The 19,169-nt window shown below is 73.2% G+C and carries 20 protein-coding genes and 1 pseudogene; 10 read left to right on the forward strand and 11 right to left on the reverse strand.

Annotated elements, in window-relative coordinates:
* The first annotated feature begins 17 nt into the window (after window positions 1-17).
* The 3 genes and pseudogenes from ACZ418_RS35170 to ACZ418_RS35180 form a co-directional block, all read left to right on the forward strand.
* Window positions 18-194: a hypothetical protein gene (locus ACZ418_RS35170; protein ID WP_468371181.1), complete on the forward strand. Its 177-nt coding sequence runs from the start codon at window positions 18-20 to the stop codon at window positions 192-194.
* The gene (locus ACZ418_RS35175) at window positions 191-946 is read left to right on the forward strand and encodes a GvpL/GvpF family gas vesicle protein (RefSeq protein ID WP_468371183.1); all 756 of its coding nucleotides are present in this window, start codon (window positions 191-193) and stop codon (window positions 944-946) included. The genes ACZ418_RS35170 and ACZ418_RS35175 overlap by 4 nt, the downstream gene beginning before the upstream one ends.
* A 16-nt stretch (window positions 947-962) precedes the next feature.
* Window positions 963-1,037: pseudogene (locus ACZ418_RS35180) on the forward strand (gas vesicle protein K); the annotation flags it as partial.
* A 9-nt stretch (window positions 1,038-1,046) separates the two neighbouring features.
* Here the strand turns inward: ACZ418_RS35180 and ACZ418_RS35185 are convergent.
* The 3 genes from ACZ418_RS35185 to ACZ418_RS35195 all read right to left on the reverse strand — a co-directional run bounded on the left by ACZ418_RS35185 (window position 1,047) and on the right by ACZ418_RS35195 (window position 3,711).
* Window positions 1,047-1,217, reverse strand: a complete 171-nt coding sequence (locus ACZ418_RS35185; protein WP_468371184.1) for a hydrophobic protein — start codon at window positions 1,215-1,217, stop codon at window positions 1,047-1,049.
* A 41-nt stretch (window positions 1,218-1,258) separates the two neighbouring features.
* On the reverse strand, window positions 1,259-2,080 hold the full coding sequence (locus ACZ418_RS35190; RefSeq protein WP_468371185.1) for a class I SAM-dependent methyltransferase: 822 nt from the start codon (window positions 2,078-2,080) through the stop codon (window positions 1,259-1,261).
* A gap of 122 nt (window positions 2,081-2,202) precedes the next feature.
* Window positions 2,203-3,711: a phosphatase PAP2 family protein gene (locus tag ACZ418_RS35195; protein WP_468371186.1), complete on the reverse strand. Its 1,509-nt coding sequence runs from the start codon at window positions 3,709-3,711 to the stop codon at window positions 2,203-2,205.
* Window positions 3,712-3,791: 80 nt separating this feature from the next.
* On the opposite strand from ACZ418_RS35195, the gene ACZ418_RS35200 reads away from it, so the two are divergent.
* Window positions 3,792-4,448, forward strand: a complete 657-nt coding sequence (locus ACZ418_RS35200) for a histidine phosphatase family protein (RefSeq protein WP_468371188.1) — start codon at window positions 3,792-3,794, stop codon at window positions 4,446-4,448.
* Window positions 4,449-4,671: 223 nt separating this feature from the next.
* Window positions 4,672-6,291 (forward strand): ABC-F family ATP-binding cassette domain-containing protein, encoded by a 1,620-nt coding sequence (locus ACZ418_RS35205; protein ID WP_468371190.1) that lies wholly within the window; start codon window positions 4,672-4,674, stop codon window positions 6,289-6,291.
* Between the two features lie 14 nt (window positions 6,292-6,305).
* On the opposite strand, the gene ACZ418_RS35210 is transcribed toward ACZ418_RS35205, so the two are convergent.
* A complete protein-coding gene (locus ACZ418_RS35210; RefSeq protein ID WP_468371191.1) occupies window positions 6,306-7,424 on the reverse strand; it encodes a baeRF2 domain-containing protein in 1,119 nt (372 codons plus the stop codon).
* A gap of 93 nt (window positions 7,425-7,517) precedes the next feature.
* Between ACZ418_RS35210 and ACZ418_RS35215 the strand changes: the two genes are divergently transcribed.
* On the forward strand, window positions 7,518-7,775 hold the full coding sequence (locus ACZ418_RS35215) for a DUF6158 family protein (RefSeq protein WP_468371193.1): 258 nt from the start codon (window positions 7,518-7,520) through the stop codon (window positions 7,773-7,775).
* A gap of 65 nt (window positions 7,776-7,840) precedes the next feature.
* On the opposite strand, the gene ACZ418_RS35220 is transcribed toward ACZ418_RS35215, so the two are convergent.
* The 3 genes from ACZ418_RS35220 to ACZ418_RS35230 all read right to left on the reverse strand — a co-directional run bounded on the left by ACZ418_RS35220 (window position 7,841) and on the right by ACZ418_RS35230 (window position 10,674).
* Window positions 7,841-8,383, reverse strand: a complete 543-nt coding sequence (locus ACZ418_RS35220) for a type 1 glutamine amidotransferase domain-containing protein (protein WP_451005744.1) — start codon at window positions 8,381-8,383, stop codon at window positions 7,841-7,843.
* A 76-nt stretch (window positions 8,384-8,459) separates the two neighbouring features.
* Window positions 8,460-8,837 (reverse strand): DUF2795 domain-containing protein, encoded by a 378-nt coding sequence (locus ACZ418_RS35225; RefSeq protein ID WP_388633819.1) that lies wholly within the window; start codon window positions 8,835-8,837, stop codon window positions 8,460-8,462.
* A gap of 40 nt (window positions 8,838-8,877) precedes the next feature.
* A complete protein-coding gene (locus ACZ418_RS35230; protein ID WP_468371195.1) occupies window positions 8,878-10,674 on the reverse strand; it encodes a thiamine pyrophosphate-requiring protein in 1,797 nt (598 codons plus the stop codon).
* A 383-nt stretch (window positions 10,675-11,057) separates the two neighbouring features.
* Here ACZ418_RS35230 and ACZ418_RS35235 point away from each other — a divergent pair, with 383 nt between their 5' ends.
* The 3 genes from ACZ418_RS35235 to ACZ418_RS35245 all read left to right on the forward strand — a co-directional run bounded on the left by ACZ418_RS35235 (window position 11,058) and on the right by ACZ418_RS35245 (window position 14,286).
* On the forward strand, window positions 11,058-11,711 hold the full coding sequence (locus tag ACZ418_RS35235) for a hypothetical protein (protein WP_468371196.1): 654 nt from the start codon (window positions 11,058-11,060) through the stop codon (window positions 11,709-11,711).
* A gap of 221 nt (window positions 11,712-11,932) precedes the next feature.
* Window positions 11,933-13,189: an aminotransferase class I/II-fold pyridoxal phosphate-dependent enzyme gene (locus tag ACZ418_RS35240; RefSeq protein ID WP_468371198.1), complete on the forward strand. Its 1,257-nt coding sequence runs from the start codon at window positions 11,933-11,935 to the stop codon at window positions 13,187-13,189.
* Window positions 13,186-14,286, forward strand: coding sequence for an MBL fold metallo-hydrolase (locus tag ACZ418_RS35245; RefSeq protein ID WP_468371200.1), 1,101 nt, complete (start codon window positions 13,186-13,188; stop codon window positions 14,284-14,286). The genes ACZ418_RS35240 and ACZ418_RS35245 overlap by 4 nt, the downstream gene beginning before the upstream one ends.
* A gap of 12 nt (window positions 14,287-14,298) precedes the next feature.
* On the opposite strand, the gene ACZ418_RS35250 is transcribed toward ACZ418_RS35245, so the two are convergent.
* Window positions 14,299-14,916, reverse strand: coding sequence for a DedA family protein (locus tag ACZ418_RS35250; RefSeq protein ID WP_468371201.1), 618 nt, complete (start codon window positions 14,914-14,916; stop codon window positions 14,299-14,301).
* Between the two features lie 11 nt (window positions 14,917-14,927).
* Window positions 14,928-15,692, reverse strand: coding sequence for an MBL fold metallo-hydrolase (locus ACZ418_RS35255; RefSeq protein ID WP_468371294.1), 765 nt, complete (start codon window positions 15,690-15,692; stop codon window positions 14,928-14,930).
* A gap of 84 nt (window positions 15,693-15,776) precedes the next feature.
* Between ACZ418_RS35255 and ACZ418_RS35260 the strand changes: the two genes are divergently transcribed.
* Window positions 15,777-16,208: a hypothetical protein gene (locus tag ACZ418_RS35260; protein ID WP_468371203.1), complete on the forward strand. Its 432-nt coding sequence runs from the start codon at window positions 15,777-15,779 to the stop codon at window positions 16,206-16,208.
* Between the two features lie 31 nt (window positions 16,209-16,239).
* Here ACZ418_RS35260 and ACZ418_RS35265 read toward each other — a convergent pair whose 3' ends face one another.
* Together ACZ418_RS35265 and ACZ418_RS35270 are read right to left on the reverse strand one after the other, a co-directional pair.
* Complete coding sequence (locus ACZ418_RS35265) at window positions 16,240-16,632, reverse strand: hypothetical protein (protein ID WP_468371205.1); 393 nt, start codon at window positions 16,630-16,632, stop codon at window positions 16,240-16,242.
* A complete protein-coding gene (locus ACZ418_RS35270) occupies window positions 16,632-19,127 on the reverse strand; it encodes a DUF4132 domain-containing protein (protein WP_468371206.1) in 2,496 nt (831 codons plus the stop codon). The genes ACZ418_RS35265 and ACZ418_RS35270 overlap by 1 nt, the downstream gene beginning before the upstream one ends.
* Between the last annotated feature and the right edge of the window lie 42 nt (window positions 19,128-19,169).

Genomic DNA, 19,169 nt, shown 5'->3' on the forward strand with positions numbered 1-19,169 from the left:
AGACTACGGACGGTGCCATGACCTTCCATGCCCTGGAGCAGACCGGCGAGCTGTGGCGCGCCCGGGGTCGGCGGGCCAGGCTGGACCTGAAGAAAACCGTCTGTTCCGGCCGGGCGCGGGAGCCGTCGACGACGGTGCCCGGCCGGTTCCCCGGGCCGTACGGCCACACCGGCGCACCGAAGGAGGCACCATGACCGGACTGCGCTACGTCTACGCCGTCTGCCGCCCCTTCGAGAAACCCCTGCAGTCCCAGCTCACGGGCGTCGCGGGTGTCCCGCCGGCGCTGCTGCGCCACCACGAGCTGATCGCGGTGGTCAGTCAGGTCCCCGCGGCCGACTTCTGCGAGGAGGCCCTGAAGGCGCACCTGGAGGATCTGGACTGGCTGGCCGCGACCGCCCGTGCGCACCAGGGCGTGATCGACGCGCTCACCACGGTCACCACCCCGCTGCCGCTCCGGCTCGCGACCGTCTTCCGGGACGACAGCGGGGTCCGCACCATGATCGAGGCCCGCGAGGAGGACTTCCTGCGCACCCTCGACCGGCTGGAGGGCCGGGTGGAGTGGGGAGTGAAGCTGTACCTGGCGCCCGCGCCCGCCGAAGCCGCCCCCGCCGAAGGTCCCGCGAGCGGCCGGGACTATCTGCGCCGGCGCCGTGAGAGCACCCATGCCCATGAGGAGCGATGGCAGCAGGCCGAGGCGTTCGCCCGGTCGCTGCACGAGCGGCTTTCCGAGTACGCCGAGGATTCCCGGCTGCATGCCCCGCAGAATTCCGCGCTTTCCGCCGAGCCCGGCGGGAACCTCCTCAACGCGGCCTATCTGGTGCCCCGTACACATTGCGAGGAATTCGTGGAAGTGGTGGACCGTACGAAGGACGAGGCACCCGGAATCCGGGTGGAACTCACCGGCCCCTGGGCCTGCTATTCGTTCGTCGGGGAGGCGGCACCGTGACCGTCGTGCAACGGTGCGAGGGCGCTACGGACCGCGGCCCGAGGACCTGAATCCGGACCTCGGGCCGCTCGGACCGCTGCCTCCCCGGGACTGGCTCACGTCACCACCGGTACCAGCGGCCCCTGCCGCCGGCGGCGGTCGTGCTGCGCACCAGGAAACCCAGCAGCCAGACGACCAGCACTGCCAGGGCAATCCACCAGAGCATCTTCACCGCGAATCCGACGCCGAAAAGAAGGAGCGCCAGAAGCAGTACCAGCAGGATGGGGACCATAATTGAACCTCCTGCATTCCAGGTTTCCCGAAATACGCGGATCAGGCTTCTTTGCGGCACAGAATCTCCCCGTGCAGGACCGCGAACCAGCCGTCCTCCCGCCGTCCCCATTCCCGCCACGCCTCGGACACGGCCCGCAGCTGGTCCTGCGTCGCGTGACCGCCCTGCGTGGCCCGTTCCGCGTAGGCGGAGGTCAGAGTGCGGTCCGCCCACAAGCCGCTCCACCAGGCCCGCTCCTCGGGTGTGGCGAAGGTCCAGGTGCTGGACGTGGCGGTGATGTCGGTCAGCCCTGCGGCCAGCGCCCACGCCGTCAGCCGGCGCCCGGCGTCGGGCTCGCCACCGTTGGCCCGGGCCACCCGCTCGTACAGGTCCAGCCAGTCCTCCAGGCCGGGCACCGCCGGGTACCAGGTCATCGCCGCGTAGTCCGCGTCGCGTACGGCGATGAACCCGCCCGGCTTCGTCACCCGCCGCATCTCGCGCAGCGCCTGTACCGGGTCGCCGACGTGCTGCAGCACCTGGTGGGCGTGGACCACGCAGAAGGTGTCGTCCGGGTAGTCCAGGGCGTGCACGTCGGCGACCGCGAAGTCGACGTTGGCCAGGCCGCGCGCGGCGGCGGTGGCCCTGGCCTGCTCCAGGATGCCCGGCGCGTGGTCGACGCCGGTGACCTGGCCGTCCGGGACCCGTTCCGCCAGGTCGGCCGTGATGGTGCCCGGCCCGCAGCCGATGTCCAGGATCTTCATGTGGGGCTTCAGCGAACCCAGCAGATAGGCCGCGGAGTTCTCGGCGGTCCGCCAGATGTGCGACCGCAGCACCGACTCGTGGTGCCCGTGCGTGTAGACGGCGGTCTCCTGCGCTTTCGGCATGGCTGTTCCCCTTCACCCTCGTCACCGCTGGTACGCATCACGGTACGCGCGCGTGCCGAATAATGAGACCGTTGTTTCATATACTGGACGTAGGGCGTTCAGGTACTTCGCCTGACCGACCGTCAAGGAGCCGCGGTCAGCGGGCAGTAGACCGTCAGGGCCTCCGGCAGCTTCTCCACGGTCACCTCGCCCGACACGGCTCTCACCTCGCCGTCGTACGCCATGGGAGTGCCCGGCGTGACACCGGTCAGCCGGAGCCGCTTCACCTGCACCGCCGAATGGGCAGGAGAGCGGGTGAGCGGGCCCGCGGCGGCAGCGGCCAGCAGCCGCAGGGCGGGCCGCCGGCTGCCGTGCACCACCCGCACGTCCAGCAGCCCGTCCGCGAGATCGGTACGGCGGCCCGGCGCGAGCCCCATGCGGTGGTAGACGCCGTTGCCGACGAACAGCAGCCACAGCGGCCGCCGTTCACCGCCCAGCTCCACCTCCAGCGGATGCCGGTCCGCGCGCAACACCCGCAGCGCGCCCAGCAGCCCGGCCGGCCACCCGCCGATCCGGGGCGCCCAGCGGTCCCGCACGCGCACCAGCTCGGGGTAGACACCCAGGCTCAGCGTGTTCAGGAACAGGCCCTCGCGCTCGCCGGCGACATAGCGGACCGCGTCCACCCGCACCGCCTCGCCGTGCCGGACCGCACGGGCCAGATCGCGCTCGTCCTCCACGCCCAGGTCGAGGGCGAAGTGATTGAGGGTGCCTCCCGGCAGCACCGCGAGCGGCAGCCCGTGTTCGAGGGCGATCCTCGCGGCCGCGTTCACGGTGCCGTCACCGCCGCACACCCCCAGCGCCCGGGCCCGGGCCGCAGCCTTCGTCAGCTCGTCGCCGACCTCCTCCGGCGCGCACTCGACGATCTCCGCCTGCGGCAGCGCGCCCTGCAGCGCACGGATCCGGTCGGCCGTCCCCGAGCCGCGGTTGGCGACCACCACCAGACCGTCGCCCTCCGGCAGCGCCGGCGCCTGCGCGCGCGGCCGGGACCGCCGCCGCATCTGCGCGCGGGTCGGCACCAGCCGGCGTACCAGGAAGGCCGCGCCCGCGCCGAGGGCCGCCCCGGCCAGCACATCGCTCGGGAAGTGCACGCCCGTGTACACCCGGGAGGCCGCCACCGAGAACGCCACCGGCGCCAGCGCCACGCCCCACGCCGGGGACTCCAGCGCGACCCCGGTCGCGAACGCGGCCGCCGATGCGGAGTGCCCGGACGGGAACGACGTGGTGATCGGCTGCCGCTTGAGCTGCCGCACCAGCGGCACCGGGTCCAGTACCGGGCGGGTCCGGCGCACCGAGCGTTTGCCGATCGTGTTGATGGCCAGTGAGGCCACGCTGAGGGAGGCCAGGCCCCGCCCGGCCGCCCGGCGGGCCCTCGGGGTGCGGCTCGCGGCCATCGCGGCGGCCGTCGTGAACCACAGCACCCCGTGGTTCGCGCTGTGGCTGAGGCGGGGCAGCACCCGCTCGGCGCCGGGCCAGTGCCAGGCGGCGGCCGCCTCGAACAGCCGGCCGTCCAGATCCAGCAGCCGGCACAGTGCGCGCCGGGCGGCCGAGCGGGCGGTCGGGTCCAGGTCGGTCAGGTCCAGGTCTGGGCTCATGGGGTCCGGTTACCCTGAAGTGCCCGTTTCTTGTGCCTGTCCGCGCCGGGCATCGGCCGGCGCGTAAGGAGTTCTCCCGTATGCGCCTGCTCCTCGTCCGTCACGGTGAGACCCCGTCCAACGTGGACCACCTGCTGGACACCGCCGTGCCCGGACCGGGACTGACCCCGCTCGGCGAGGCGCAGGCCGCCGCACTGCCCCGGGCGCTCGCCGACGAGGACATCGAGGCCGTCTACGCCTCCACACTGCTGCGCACCCGGCTCACCGCGGCCCCGCTGGCCGCCGCCCGGGGCCTTCGGGTGATCGTCCGCGACGGCATCCGCGAGGTGTCCGCGGGCGACCTGGAGCTGCTGCCCGGCGAGTCCGCCGAGGGCCGCGCGTACATGCGCACGATCTTCGCCTGGGCGGTCGGCGACACCGCGCCGCGCATCCCCGGCGGGGAGAGCGGCGAGGAGGCCCTGGCCCGGTACGACGCCGTGGTGGCGGAGGCCGCCGCGAGCGGTGCCGGTACGGTCGCCATGGTCAGCCACGGCGCCGCGATCCGCCTGTGGACCTCCGCCCGCGCCGACAACGTCGACGTCCCCTTCGCCGCCGCCCGCCCCCTGGGCAACACCGGCGTGGTCGTCCTGGAGGGCTCCCCGTCCGACGGCTGGAAGGCCCTGTCCTGGGAGGGCGCCACGGTGGAGCCGGCGGGAGAGGCGGGCCCGGCCGGGGAGCCGGTGGATACGGCGGGGTAGGGGGCCGGGTAGGCGGCGCGCGGCCGATCCGGTGGCTGAATCCCGGGGAGCGCCCCGTGCGGGGATGAGCCGAGCGCCGGCGAGTGGCGTATGCGAAGGGGGCCCCCAGCGCGATGTGGAGGGGGCCGCAGGTCAGGAGGCCGGTGGTCCGGACCGGCGCAGTGCCGTCGCCGTTCGATAACCGGTTGCCCGTGGCCGAGGGCGGCCCGGAGAATGCCTCCCCATGGGACATCTGGAAGCCGCGCACCTCGAGTACCACCTCCCCGACGGGAGGACCCTGCTCGGGGACGTGTCCTTCCGCGTCGGCGAAGGCGCCGCCGTCGCCCTGGTCGGCCCGAACGGCGCCGGCAAGACCACGCTCCTCCGGCTGATCTCCGGCGAGCTGAAGCCGCACGCCGGCACCGTCACCGTCAGCGGCGGCCTCGGTGTGATGCGCCAGTTCGTGGGCTCCGTACGGGACGAGACGACCGTACGGGACCTGCTCGTGTCCGTCGCTCCGCCCCGCATCCGCGAGGCGGCCAGGGCGGTCGACGAGGCCGAGCACGCCATCATGACCGTCGACGACGAGGCCGCCCAGCTGGCCTACGCGCAGGCGCTCGCCGACTGGGCCGAGGCGCGCGGCTATGAGGCCGAGACCCTCTGGGACATGTGCACCACCGCGGCCCTCGGCACGCCCTACGAGCGCGCCCAGTGGCGCCAGGTGCGCACCCTCTCCGGCGGCGAGCAGAAACGCCTCGTGCTGGAGGCGCTGCTGCGCGGCACCGACGAGGTGCTGCTGCTGGACGAGCCGGACAACTACCTCGACGTGCCCGGCAAACGCTGGCTGGAGGAGCAGCTCAAGGAGACCCGCAAGACGGTCCTGTTCGTTTCCCACGACCGTGAACTCCTCGCCCGCGCCGCCGAGAAGATCGTCTCCGTGGAACCGGGCCCGGCCGGCGCCGACGCCTGGGTGCACGGCGGCGGCTTCGCCACCTACCACGAGGCCCGCCGGGAACGCTTCGCCCGCTTCGAGGAGCTGCGCCGCCGCTGGGACGAGAAGCACGCGCAGCTGAAGAAGCTGGTCCTGAACCTCCGCCAGGCAGCCGCCGTCAGCCATGAGATGGCCTCCCGGTACGCAGCCGCCCAGACCCGGCTGCGCAAGTTCGAGGAGGCCGGCCCACCCCCGGAGCCGCCGCGCGAGCAGGACATCACCATGCGTCTGAAGGGCGGTCGTACCGGGGTGAGAGCCGTCACCTGCAAGGGACTCGAACTGACCGGCCTCATGCGCCCCTTCGACCTGGAGGTGTTCTACGGCGAACGGGTCGCCGTCCTCGGCTCCAACGGCTCAGGCAAGTCGCACTTCCTGCGCCTGCTGGCCGGCGAGGACGTCGCGCACACCGGGGAGTGGAAGCTCGGCGCACGCGTCGTCCCCGGCCACTTCGCACAGACCCATGCGCACCCCGAGCTCGACGGCCGTACCCTCCTCGACATCCTGTGGAAGGAGCACTCCCAGGACCGTGGCGCCGCCATGTCCCGGCTGCGCCGCTACGAGCTGACCCAGCAGGCCGAACAGGCCTTCGACCGGCTCTCCGGCGGCCAGCAGGCCCGCTTCCAGATCCTGCTGCTGGAGCTGGCGGGCGCGACCGCGCTGCTGCTGGACGAGCCGACCGACAACCTCGACCTGGAGTCGGCCGAGGCCCTGCAGGAGGGCCTGGAGGCCTTCGAGGGCACGGTCCTCGCGGTCACCCACGACCGCTGGTTCGCCCGCTCCTTCGACCGCTACCTGGTCTTCGGCGCCGACGGACGCGTCCGCGAGACGCCGGCGCCGGTGTGGGACGAGCGCCGCGTGGAGCGCGTCCGCTAGGCCCTGTCGTCTTGTCACTTCCAGCGCAGCAGTGCGCCCAGGCCGCCCGGGGCGACCTCCTCGCCGGTCTCCTGGAGTACCGGGGTCAGCGACACCACTGGTGCGTCGGTCACCACGGCCGCCCGCACCAGCGCGTCGTCGGCCCGGGCCGGCCATGCCTGCTGCTGGCCGACGGTCCGCAGCTCGTCGCGGCGGGCGGCCAGCTGGTCCGGGTCCTCGCCGATCCACACCTCGCGCTGGGTGTCGGGCGCGTCCGGGCGGATCAGCAGCTCGGCGAGCCGGTGCTCGCGCGCCGCCTCGATCAGCTGCGGCACCCCCTCGACGGCCGCCGACCGCCGCTCCTCGTCCGGCGCCCGCGCCGCACGGAACCGGTCCACCTCCGCCAGGATGCGCTGCCGTACGTGCTCGGCGCGTATCTCCTCCACCTCCTGCGGCAGCAGCTCGCTGTCCTTGCCGCGCGACGTCTCCACCGCACGGCCCTGCAGTGCCTTCGGCAGCTGCTCGTGCACCGACCTGCGCTCCCGGTCGTCCCCGCACAGGATCAGCAGATCGGCGCCGGTCTCCTCCTGGCACGCGGCCAGCGCCTCGGCGACTTCACGCGCGTTGTGTTCCCAGGTGTCCTCCACCTTCAGCTGGAAGTGCCGCTCGGACCAGTCGGAGGCCTTCGACCGGTGCATCGGCCACTGCCGGCTGCCCGTCACCTGCCCGGCCTCCTCGTGCAGCAGCGCGCTGCGCAGTTCGATGCGGGCTCCGGTCCGGTCGATGTAGGCCACCAGCGACAGCGGGTCCTCACCGGCGAGGTCGAGCAGCGGTGTCACCCGGGGCAGCGCACCCCAGTAGGCCTCGCCGTCCTGGGGACCCCGCGTCAGCGGCACCTCCAGGACCACCTCGCCGTCCCGGGCGAACACGGCCCGGCCGTACGGCTCCGGCGCGTGCCGCAGAGCCTCCAGGGCGTCGTGCACCGCCCGGCAGGTGGGCTCGTCCGCCCCCAGCCGGGCCAGTTCCCGGGTGACCGCTTCCGCGATCAGATGACGCCGTTGCTGCTGGTCCTCCGTGTGCAAAGAGGTGTCGATGTATGCGGAGGCCCAGGACCCCGGATGTTCGTACAGTGGATTCAGGAACGCGAGCTCCATGGATTCCTCCCGGAAACTCCTCGGGGGCAGTGCCTGCCGGGCGGGTACCCGGGCCGGGACACAAGGACACGGACACGACGAGCGGGGCACCACATGACCGGAGTCGACCCCAGCCGACTGGACGACCAGCAGCTCATGAAGGAGCTGGAGACGATCCACCGCACGCGCCACGACACCCTCCTGTACGGCTCGAACGACGCGCTGCGGACCCACAACGAGCGCATGGCGCAGCTGGAGGGCGAGTATCTGCGCCGCAACCCGCGCCGTCTGATCAGCGCGGGCCGCACCCGTGAGGGCGCCCGGGAACGGCGGTGCGGCGAGGCGGCGACTCCGGAGGCCTCCGGCACCTGAGCGGCCGGGCGGGCACAGGGAAGGACCGGCCCCGCACGGGCCGGCCCCTCACGGGAAGCGGCAGCTCAGCCGGCCTCACCGGCGAACACGTGCAGGAACGCGTCGCAGAACGCCTTCAGATCATCCGGCTTGCGGCTGGTGACCAACTGGTTGGACCCGTGGTCGCAGATCTTCACCTGCTCGTCCACCCAGGTGCCGCCCGCGTTGCGGATGTCCGTCCGCAGACTCGGCCAGGACGTCAGCACCCGGCCCCGTACGACGTCCGCCTCCACCAGCGTCCACGGCGCGTGGCAGATCGCGGCGACCGGGCGGCCCTGCTCGAAGAAGTCCTTCACGAACGCCACGGCCTTGTCGTCCATCCGCAGAAAGTCGGGATTGGCCACCCCGCCGGGCAGCACGAGACCGCCGAACGACCCCGCCGACGACTCGCCCACCACCTCGTCCACGTCGAACGTGTCGCCCTTGTCGAGATGGTCGAACGCCTGGATCTTCCCCGGTTTCGTGGACACCAGCACCGGCTCGTGCCCGGCGTCGGAGGCCGCCTTCCACGGCTCGGTCAGCTCGACCTGCTCCACACCCTGGGGCGCCGCGAGAAACGCGATGCGCATGACTCCTCACTCTCCTTCCGTGTTCTTCTCGCCGGCATCCCTCGCGACATCGGTCGCCCGGCCCCGGCTCACCGGCTCATGCGCCGCTCGCCAGCGCCTCGGCCAGCTGCTGCACGTTCTCGTAGCGTGCCGAGTGGGGCAGCCCGGCCACCGCGTCGACCAGTGCGGTCGGTGCGTTGTGCCGGCGCAGCATCCGGGCCAGGTCACGGGCGGTCGCCGGGAACGAGCCACGGCTCAGGGTGCGGGCCAGCTCCGACCGCACCCGCTCCAGCGACGCCGGTGAGCCCAGGCCGCCCACGGGTCCGCTCCACACCTCAGGGTCGTCGTCCGCGGCCGGCTCCGGGTCGTGCCACTCCTCCACCCGTGTCGGGTGGCCGGACCGCAGCAGACCCTTCAGCTCGTGTTTCATCTCATCGTCCCGGTGGACGTTCAGCCGGTCACTGCCTCGCTGCATGTCAACCTCCACAGGGGGCTAGCCCTTGTCCTTGCCGGGCCTAGCCCTTGTCCTTGCCGGGCAGGAACTCCTGCACCTTGGCCTTGAAGCCCTGCTTGACCACCGACCTGCGGTCGGTGTCCCCCTTCAGGATCGACGCCGCTGTCGCCTCCATCTGCTCCCAGGTCGCGTGCGGCGGGATCGGCGGTACGGCGGGATCGGTGAGGAACTCGATCACGCACGGCCCGTCGGCCTGCAGAGCCGCCCGCCAGCCCGCCTCCACGTCCTCCGGCTTCTCCACCCGGACGCCGGTCAGACCCAGCGAGCGGGCGAACGCCGCGTACTGCACGTCCGGGATCGCCTGCGAGGGCAGGAACGACGGGGCGCCCTCCATGGCGCGCATCTCCCAGGTCACCTGATTCAGGTCCTGGTTGTTCCACACGCCCACCACCAGCCGCGGATCCGACCAGCGGTCCCGGTACTTCGCCGCCGTGATCATCTCCGTCAGGCCGTTCATCTGCATCGCGCCATCGCCGACCAGCGCGAACACCGGCCGGTCCGGATGCGCGAACTTCGCGCCGATCGCATACGGCACGCCCGGTCCCATCGTGGCCAGCGTCCCGGACAGCGAACCGCGCATGCCCGGCCGCATCGTGATGTGCCGCGCGTACCAGTTGGCCACCGAGCCGGAGTCGGAGGTCAGGATCGCGTTCTCCGGCAGCAGCGGATCCAGCGCCCGGGCCACGTACTCGGGATTGATGGGATCGGCCGACAGACCGGCCCGCCGCTCCATCGTCTCGTGCCAGCGCTGTACGTTCGCGCACACCGTGTCGTACCACTCGCGCCCGCCCCGGTCGCTGCTCAGCAGCGGGATCAGCCGGCGCAGCGTCGCCCTAGCGTCACCGACGAGATTCACCTCGTAGGGGAAGCGCATCCCGATCATGTGCGGGTCGATGTCGATCTGCACCCCCCGCGCCTTGCCGAAGTCCGGCATGAACTGCGTGTACGGGAACGACGACCCGATCGTCAGCAGGGTGTCGCAGTCCCGCATCAGCTCGTACGACGGCCGGCTGCCCAGCAGCCCGATCGGCCCGGTGACGTACGGCAGTTCGTCGCTGAGGACGTCCTTGCCGAGCAGCGCCTTCGCCACGCCCGCGCCGAGCAGCCCGGCGATCTCCTGCACCTCCGCGACCGCACCGGCCGCGCCCTGGCCCACCAGGATCGCCACCTTGTCGCCCGCGTTCAGCACGTCCGCCGCCCGGCGCAGCGCCTCGTCCGTCGGGGTCGCCGTGTAGTCGCTCATGCCCATGCTGGAGGGCACCATCTTGAACTCGTGCGTCGGCGGTGAGTAGTCCAGTTCCTGCACGTCACCAGGGATGATCAGAGCGGTCGGGCAGCGCCGGGCGTAGGCGGTGCGCATGGCCCGGTCCAGCACGTTCGGCAGTTGTTCGGGGACCGTCACCGTCTCCAGGAAGTCCGAGGCGACGTCCTTGAACAGCGTGTGCAGATCGACTTCCTGCTGGTAGGAGCCGCCCATCGCGGAGCGGTCGGTCTGGCCGACGACCGCCAGTACCGGCACATGGTCGAGCTTGGCGTCGTACAGGCCGTTGAGCAGATGGATGGCGCCCGGTCCCGACGTCGCCGCGCACACCCCGATACGGCCGCTGAACTTCGCGTATCCGACCGCCTCGAACGCGGACATCTCCTCGTGCCGGGACTGGATGAACCTCGGCCGGTCCTCGGCCCGGCCCCATGCGGCGAGCAGCCCGTTGATGCCGTCGCCCGGATAACCGAAGACCTGTTCCACGCCCCAGGCGCGCAGGCGCTCGAGGATGTGGTCGGAGACCTTGGTGCTCATGGAGGGACCTCCCCGGTGGGGTGCGAAGCGGACGATCCGGTCAGCACCTGCCGAGTCACCTGCACCGGGGACGGAAAACCTCCCTGGTGGTGCGGACGCATACCCGCCGGGGTGGCCGCCGCGGCCGGCGGTGCCGAAACCGGCGGGCGGTTTTGTCACCCGGCCGGGCGCGCCCGTCCCGCGAATGGGGTCCGGCCGCGCGCGTCGCGGCGCCGCGCGGGCTGTCATGGCAGCGGGGGCACGCCCGTGCCCCGTACCCGTGACGCCGTAGGGGCAGCGATCCTGCACCGCTGTACCGGTGCTCGACGCACTGCCTGCCGTACCGGCGTCCGGTGTATCGCCACCGCCGACCGATCCGCCGCGTCCGCCGAGGAGCCCGTCCCATGCGCCGCACCGCCCGTGCCCTGTCCGTCGCCTTCGCCGCCGGGGCCGTGCTCGCCCTGGCCGGGCCCGCCGCCTCCGCCGACGTGGGCCCCGGCACCCCGTCCCCGCCCCTGGCCACCGCTCCGATGAGCGTCCCCGACCCGTGCGCCGCACCACAGCAGTGCGGCGACTCCCGCGTCGGCCCCGCCGCCACCTGCCGGCCCGGCGAGCCCTGCCAGGACGGTGCCGGGTGCAAGCCGGGCGAGGCGTGCCCGAGTGGTGCGGGTTCGGGGTGCAAGCCGGGGGAGGCGTGTCCAAGCGGTCCGGGTTCGGGGTGCAGGCCGGGGGAGGCGTGCCCGAGTGGTGCGGATTCGGGGTGCAGGCCGGGGGAGGCGTGCCCCGATGACGGCCACCGGTGCGCGCAGGGCCATGACGAGCCCTGCCTTGCCGGTCGCCTCTGCGGCGACCCCGGCGGCCGGCAGGCCCACGGCACCGACGGCTGTGACCCGCCCACCGTGCAGTACGGAGTCGAGGCCGGGACGGGAGGCAGCTTCACCGACTCGGTCCCGGCCCTCGCCACCGGCGCCGCCCTCATCGCCGCGGCCTGCGGCGGAGCCGGCTACCGGCTGTACGGCGCCCGGCGCGCGGCGGGAGGCCGGTCCACGGACGTGTGATCGGGGCGACGCCCCTCACCCCCATGGAGTGCCGCCCGGCGGGTACACACCCTCCCGAGGGCACCGGCGGGCGGCCCCACACCAACGGACACCACAGGCCACGGACACACACCCCCACCCACTCCCCCCGGCTCAGCAGCCCGACGAAAGACACAGTCCGCCCGGTCCGGCCCACGGCCCGGACCGGCGGCACACGGCACCACGACCGCGCGGAGGTGGACATGCGGCGGACGGACCCAGGGGGCCACGGCCCCGTCCGCTACGGCCCGCCCCTGCCCGGCGACGGCCTTCCCGTGCTCCCCGAACTCACCGCCGTGCTCGCCGCGGCGGCGAGCCGTGCCGACGCCCAGCCCGTCGGCGGCGCCCCCGCCCTTCTCGAAGCGGCCTGCGGCTACTGGACCCGGCGCGGACTGCCCACCCTGCCCGACCAGGTCGCCGCCGGCCCCGGCGCCCCGGCGCTGCTGCTCGCCCTGACCGCCGCACTGGCCGGCGACGGCGCCGACGTCCTCGTCCCGCGCCCCTGCGCCGCCTGGTGGGCGCCGTACGCCCGGGTGCTCGGCAGGCCCGCCTACCACGTGCCCACTCCTGCCGAGAGCGGCGGCGTCCCCGACCCCTACGCCCTGCTGGAGACCGTCCGCCGGGTCCGCGCCGAGGGCGGTGACCCACGGCTGCTCGTGCTGTCCGTCGCCGACGACCCCACCGCCACCGTCGCCCCGCCGGAACTGCTGCACGAGACCGTCGAGGCCGCCACCGCCGAAGGACTGCACCTGGTCAGCGACGAGACCTGGCGCGACACCCTGCACCACCCCCACGACACCGTGCTGCTCAGCCCCGCCGAGATGCAGCCCGACCGGGTCACCGTAGTCACCGACCTCGCCGGATCCCTGCTGCCGGCCGGCTGGCCCGCCGCCGTCGCCCGCTTCCCGGCCACCGAATCCGGCCGTGAGCTCCACGCGCGCGTGCTCGACATCCTCACCGGGCTCGGCGCCCGCATCGCCACACCGGTCGCCGCCGCGGCCGGCTACGCCCTCGACGAACCCGCGCCCGTCACCGAGCGCCGCGAGGCCGCCGTACGGCTGCACGCGCGCGTGGCCGCCGCCGCGCACGCCGCGGTCGTCGCCGGCGGCGCGCTCGCCCGCCCCCCGCAGGCCGGCCGTCACCTGTACGCCGACCTCGGCCCGCTGCGCGAACCCCTCGCCGAACGAGGCGTCGGCGACGCACAGGAGTTGGAGGACCTCCTCACCGCCCGGCTCGGCATGCCCGCGCCCGGCGGCCACCGTTTCGGCGACGACCTCGGGGCGCTGCGCGTACGACTCGCCACGGGCCCCCTGCTGGGCGGCACCGACGAGGAACGCGCGGAATGCCTCACCTCACCCGTGCCGTTGGAACTGCCACATGTGCAACGCGCGTTGATCTTCTTGACGTCGGTCCTCGACGATCTCCGCGACGACGCTCAGCGATGGGAGCCTCCTCGATGACGCAGCAGACGCATGAGCCCGAGACGCACGAGCCCGGATCGGCCACGACGGCCACGACGACCGCCCCGACCGTACCCACCGCACCGACTCGCTCCGCCGGCACCCCGACCCCCCTGGCGCCCCCTTTCCCCCCGCTGGCCGAGCCCCGCCCCCTCGGCGAACACCGCGTGTGGCCACGCACCTTCCACGACCGGCTCACCGCCCCGCTGCCCGGCCTCAAGGCCCTCGCCCGCTTCGCCCGCGAAGGCGCCGTGCGCCCCGGCGCCGAAGGCCTCGCGGACATCCACCGGCTCCCCTGCGCTCCCGCCCCGCTGCCCCGCGTCGACACCCGCACCCTGGCCGTCACCTGGGCCGGACACGCCAGCTGGGTCGTGCGGATCGGCGGTCTGACCGTGCTCACCGACCCCGTCTGGTCCCGCCGCATCCTCGGCACCCCGGCCCGTATCACCCCCGTCGGCGTCCCCTGGGACACCCTGCCCCGCGTCGACGCCGTCGTCATCAGCCACAACCACTACGACCACCTGGACGCCCCCACCCTGCGCCAACTCCCGCGTGACTCCCCGGTGTTCGCACCGGCCGGCCTCGGCCGCTGGTTCCGCCGGCGCCGCTTCACCTGCGTCACCGAACTGGACTGGTGGGAGGGCGCCGAACTGTCCGGCGTCCGCTTCGACTTCGTCCCCGCCCACCACTGGTCCAAGCGCACTCTCACCGACACCTGTCACAGCCTCTGGGGAGGCTGGGTGCTCACCGATGCCGAGGGCCGGCGCCTCTACTTCGCCGGCGACACCGGCTACGGCCACTGGTTCTCCCGCATCGGCCGCCGCTACCCCGGCATCGACCTCGCCCTCATGCCCATCGGCGCCTACGACCCCCGCTGGTGGCTCAGCGACGTCCACTGCGACCCCGAGGAGGCCGTACAGGCCACCTTGGACCTGGGCGCGCGCCGGATGGCCCCGATGCACTGGGGCACCTTCATCCTCTCGGCAGAGCCGGTCCTGGAACCGCTCACGAGGGTGCGGACGGCCTGGGAGAAGGCGGGACTGGAGAGGGAAGACCTGTGGGATCTGCCGGTCGGGGCTTCAAAGGTGCTTGAGTAAGGCGCCCCTGCGCTAGCGAACCCGCCGCACCACACCCGGCACCGCGCTGATCACCACGGTCAGCGCGACCGCCACCACAACCCCCTCCCACGGCTCCTCGAACAACGACCCACCCAGGACCCCGATGACCTGATACGTGGCCGCCCAGGCCAGACACGCGGGCAGGTTCCCCCGGGCGAACCGCCTGAGCGGCCACTCCGCCATCAGACAGGCCAGCATCACCGGTATTCGCCCCGCGGGAACAAGCCGGGACAACACCAGCACGGCAACCCCATGCCCGGCCAACTTCTCCCTCGCCGAAGCCAGCCGCGCGTCCGGCGCCCGCGACCGTATCGCCTCCAGCCACCGCGACCCGTTCCGCGACCGCATGCCGCGCCGCCCCAGCCAGTACAGCGCAGCATCCCCCAGGAACGCCGCCAGCGACGCCGTCACGAACACCAGAGCCAGCGAGAACGGCGCCGTCTGATGGAACGCCACCACCGCCGCCGAACTCACCAGCGCCCCGGTCGGCACCACCGGCACCAGCGCCCCGATCAGCACCAGCAGGAACAACGACGGATAGCCGATCGCCTGCTGCGTCGACTCCGGCGGCACCGTCGACGCGGGAGCGGCGGCGGCCAGCACCGCCACCGAGGCACACCTCACCGTGCGACCTCCAGCCGCACGCTCTCGCCGTGCCCCAGCCTGTGCACCGCGACCCCCGGGGCCGCCTCGGCCGCCAGCCGCACGAACTCGTCCCCCGGCGCATGGAACTCGTGCGGGCGCACCGCGTCCATCCCGATCGGCCAGTACGTCCCGTAGTGCACCGGCACCGCCGCCCGCGGTGCCAGCCGCGCCAGCGCCCGCGCTGCCCGGCGCGCGTCCAGATGCCCCGCACCGAGATACGGTCCCCAGCCGCCCACCGGCAGCAGCGCCACGTCCACCGGCCCCACCCGCTCGGCCATCGCGTCGAACAGGCCGGTGTCCCCGGCGAAGTACGTCCGGGCCTCGCCCTCCACGACATAGCCGAGCGCGGGCGAGCGGTGCGGGCCCACCGGCAGCCGCCGCCCGTCGTGCAGCGCCGGCACCACCCGCACCAGCAGCTCACCGATCCGCACCACGTCCCCGGGCACCACCTCCGTCACCCGCAGCCGGCGCAGCCCGGGCACCGTCCGTGGTGCGCCCCGTGGCACGAGCAGGCGCGTGCCCGGGGCGAGGCCCGCCAGCGAGGGCAGATGCAGATGGTCGGCGTGCAGATGCGAGACCAGCACCACGTCCGCGCGCCGGGCCTCGGCCGGCGGCACGGCACCCCGGCGCCGCCGCAGGTGTGCCAGCCGGCGGGCGAACAGAGGATCGGTGAGCACCCGTGTGTTCGCGTCCTGGATCGTGCAGGTGGCGTGACCCCACCAGGTGATCTCCACCGGCACCCTTTTCGCCTCCTTCACGCGACTCCCCGAAGCCTACGGGCAGGAGTAGGGTCTGCGGCGAAACCCGGAGGTGAGGGGGACGCCATGGGACAGCTGCGGGGTACCTCCGACACGCCCGCGCTGGTGCGGGTCATCGCGATCGCCAGCCTGACCCCTCTGGAGGAACTGGAGGCGGACCCCTTCCTCGTCGACTCCCGCAGCCAGCACGCCATGTGCGCCCGCTGGGCCGCCGAACGCGGATACGTCATCGCCCGGGAACTCCTCGTCGGCGGACTGCGCTTCGACCACGGCGCGCTGTGGGACGGCGTCCGGCCGGGAGTGGACGTGTTCGTCGCGCCCAGCCTGCGCGTGCTGCAGCGCGCTCTGTCCTCGGTCGAGGCGTTCACCGCCGAGTGCGCGCGCCGGGGCGTGCGCGTGGAGACCGTCGGACGGGCCGAGCCGTCGTACGACGCCCAGATGAAGGCCCGTGTGCACCGCCGCCTGTCCATGCCGACGGCCGGCTACGACGGCCGCTAGATGCCGCCGGCTTCCGCGCCCAGGCGGCCCTTCAGCCGCCGACGAGGGCGACGAGTTTGACGAAGACCAGGTCGGGGTCTACGCCGAGATCCACGACCTCGTCCAGATCCTCGACCTGGCGATCGCCGGCCAGCACGAAGAACCCGTTGGCCAGGAAGGCGCGTTCGGCGATCTCGGCCTGGCGCGCCCAGTCGATGCGGCGGGGCTCGCGCAGCCGGTAGCCGTTCAGCTCCGTCTCGGCGCCGTCGGGGCGCACGAGGCCGTTGAACCGGTCGCCGGGACATGCGTTGTGCCGGGCGACCTCCTCCTGGACCCGGAGTCTGATCAGCTCCCGTACGGTCATCCGTGCCGGCAGCCCGGCGACCTCCCACTCGGCGACCGGCTTGCCCGTCGCGGTCTCGTCCCGGAACGTCACGGTGGCCATCAGGCACCTCGCTTGATCTGCATGAGGATGGTCTCGTCGGTGATCTTCGTGTCGGCGGCGAGCAGGAACGCCTTGCTGAGGACGAGGGAGAGCCGGTCGTCCTCGAACGGCAGGAACACCTTGCCGTCGCCTCGTCCGTGTGCCGGGACGATGCACAGGTAGCTGTCGTCCGGTTCCATGAGGATGTTGGCCGAGCCCAGGTGGATCCGGTACGTGCGCAGTTCGCCGCGGACGACCAGGAAGCGGCCGTCGAGCATGCACCGGTCGGCGATCTTCAGACGGGGCAGGATCCGCTCCAGGGCGTCGCGGCGGATCTGCGCGCTCGTCGTCAGCTCGCCGAAGGTGGCCGTACGCCAGTACGCGGCATGGCGGTCCTCGCCCCGGTCCGTCCAGTCGGGGTCGGCGGCGATCGACGTCACGCCGACGAAGAGATCCACGTCCCGCATCGCCTCGCTGAACACCAGCGGGGGCACCTCGTCCAGCCGGACCTCCCGCCAGCGCCGCCCGTCCCGCCGCTCGAAGCGGACCTGGTCGGTCGCGGCGTACTGGGGCGCGTAGTCCCGGTCGTCGCCCTCGGCGGGCTCGTGATGGAAGCAGGCCCGCCACTCGCCGTCGCCGAACTCCGCCCGCGCCAGCCCGTCGTAGCCGCCGTCATAGCGGCCGAGGAAGTTGGCCTGCCAGCCGCGCTCCTTGAACAGCGCGTACAGGCGCCGGTAGTGGACGATGTGGGCGGCGAACCGGTTGGAGTACACGCCGGTCTCCTCCTCCGCCGCGGTGAGCAGGTATATCTCGCGGAAGGCCTGTTTGAACGGCTGTCGCAGCCCCTCCGCGAGGATCCACGCCCGCCATGTGCCGACCTCGTCCGGCGACGCCCGGACCGGATGCCACAACCGGACGCGCCGGGACGCACCGGAGGGTTCGGCCGCAGGCAGAGCCGCGCGCCACACGCCGTCCGCTCCCTGGAACTCCCAGATCAGCCCGCGGACGAGGACACCGGTGACCGGATGGTCGCGGTAGTGACGGAGCCATTCGTCGTACGGCCACTCGCGCCCCGCCGACATCAGCGCTTCCACGCGGGCCCGCTCACCCGACAACGTGCCCCGCGCCGACTTGGCCAGAGCCTTCAACTCCGCGAGCCGGTCCGGGAATCCGTCCTTCACGGCGGCCGGGGCGGTCCGGGAGGTGCGCCCGTCGGGACCGGTGAAGGTGAGCCTTACCGTCAGCGCGTCCTCGATCGCGACCCGCGCCCGGTGTCCGCCCAGCTCCCGCTCCAGTGAGCCGTCCGGCGCCAGGCCGTGGGTGGGCACGCTGCGCTCGACGAGCTGCCCCGGGGTGATGCCCTGCCGCGCGGCGGCCGTCACCAGGGCCGTGTCGAGCTGCTTGCGCAGGGCCCGGTGCCGGATCCGGGAGTGCAGCCGCCACAGTGCCTCCAGGGCGGCCGGATCGTCGACCTCGGCCAGCGCGTTGATCGCGGCGCCCGCGAGCTTGACGTCCTCGGTCACGTCTCTGCCGGGCCCGCCGGTGCGCAGGGCGAGCGCGTCCAGGTACGGCACCGCCGCCGGGCCGGCGGTCAGCGCGGCCGCCCAGACGATGCCGCGTGCCAGGTCCCCGTCGTTCTGGTGGACGAGGTAGTGATAGTGGTATCCGCCGGGGAGCCAGCCGGCGTGGGGGCCGCTTCCCCTGCTGCACAGCGGATCGCCCTCGGCCAGCGCGCACAGGACGTCGGCCACGAGGTCCCGCGCCGACGCCGCGTCGGCGAGTCCGACGCACGTGCGCCGCCACTTCGGTGAGGGACGCGGCCCCGACGGGTTCGCCAAGTGCCGTAGGAAGTCCGCCAGTTCCCGGGTCGGCGAGATCTTCGCGCGGTCGGCCAGCGGGGCGGCCCAGGGAGCGGGGGCGGGGATCAGTCCCTCGGGGATGTGCGCCTCGTCCACGCTCGCGAGCAGCGCGCGCAGGCGCCTGCCGAGCGATGTGCGCCGGCGCGCGTCGACCGAGGTGTCCATCAGCTCCATGTGCGCGTGCCGCAGCCAGGGCAGGACCGCGCGGCGGCCGTCGGCATCGAGCTGATCGGCGGCGTTCAGCACGAGCGCCAGCGCATCGGCGCACCGGAAGCCCATGTCGTACTCGGTGGCGCGGAGCAGCATCACCGCGACCTCCTCGGGCGTCCAGCCGCGCACCCGTGTGATCAGAGACCCGATCTCGGCGTCGTACTGCCACAGGCTCATGTCGTCGAAGCGGGCGGCCAGCATGAGGCACAGGACCGCGGCCCTGCCCTCCTCGTCCGCGCAGGCCGCGAGCCGCGCGTCGATCTCGGCCCGGGTCGCCGCGCCCGCCGCCCCCGACCGCCGGCGCTCGTGTCCCATGGCCCGCCGGAACTCGGTCCGCTGACGCTCCAGCAGGTCGACGAGCCAGCGGACCCGGTCGAGCGCGGCAGACCGCACGTCGTCGAGTGCGTCGTCCCTGCGGGATTCGGTCACCAAGGCTTCGTAGAGCATGCCGGGATGATGACAGGGGGCACTGACAACGCGATCAGCTCG

The sequence above is a fragment of the Streptomyces sp. NPDC030820 genome (assembly GCF_055572075.1).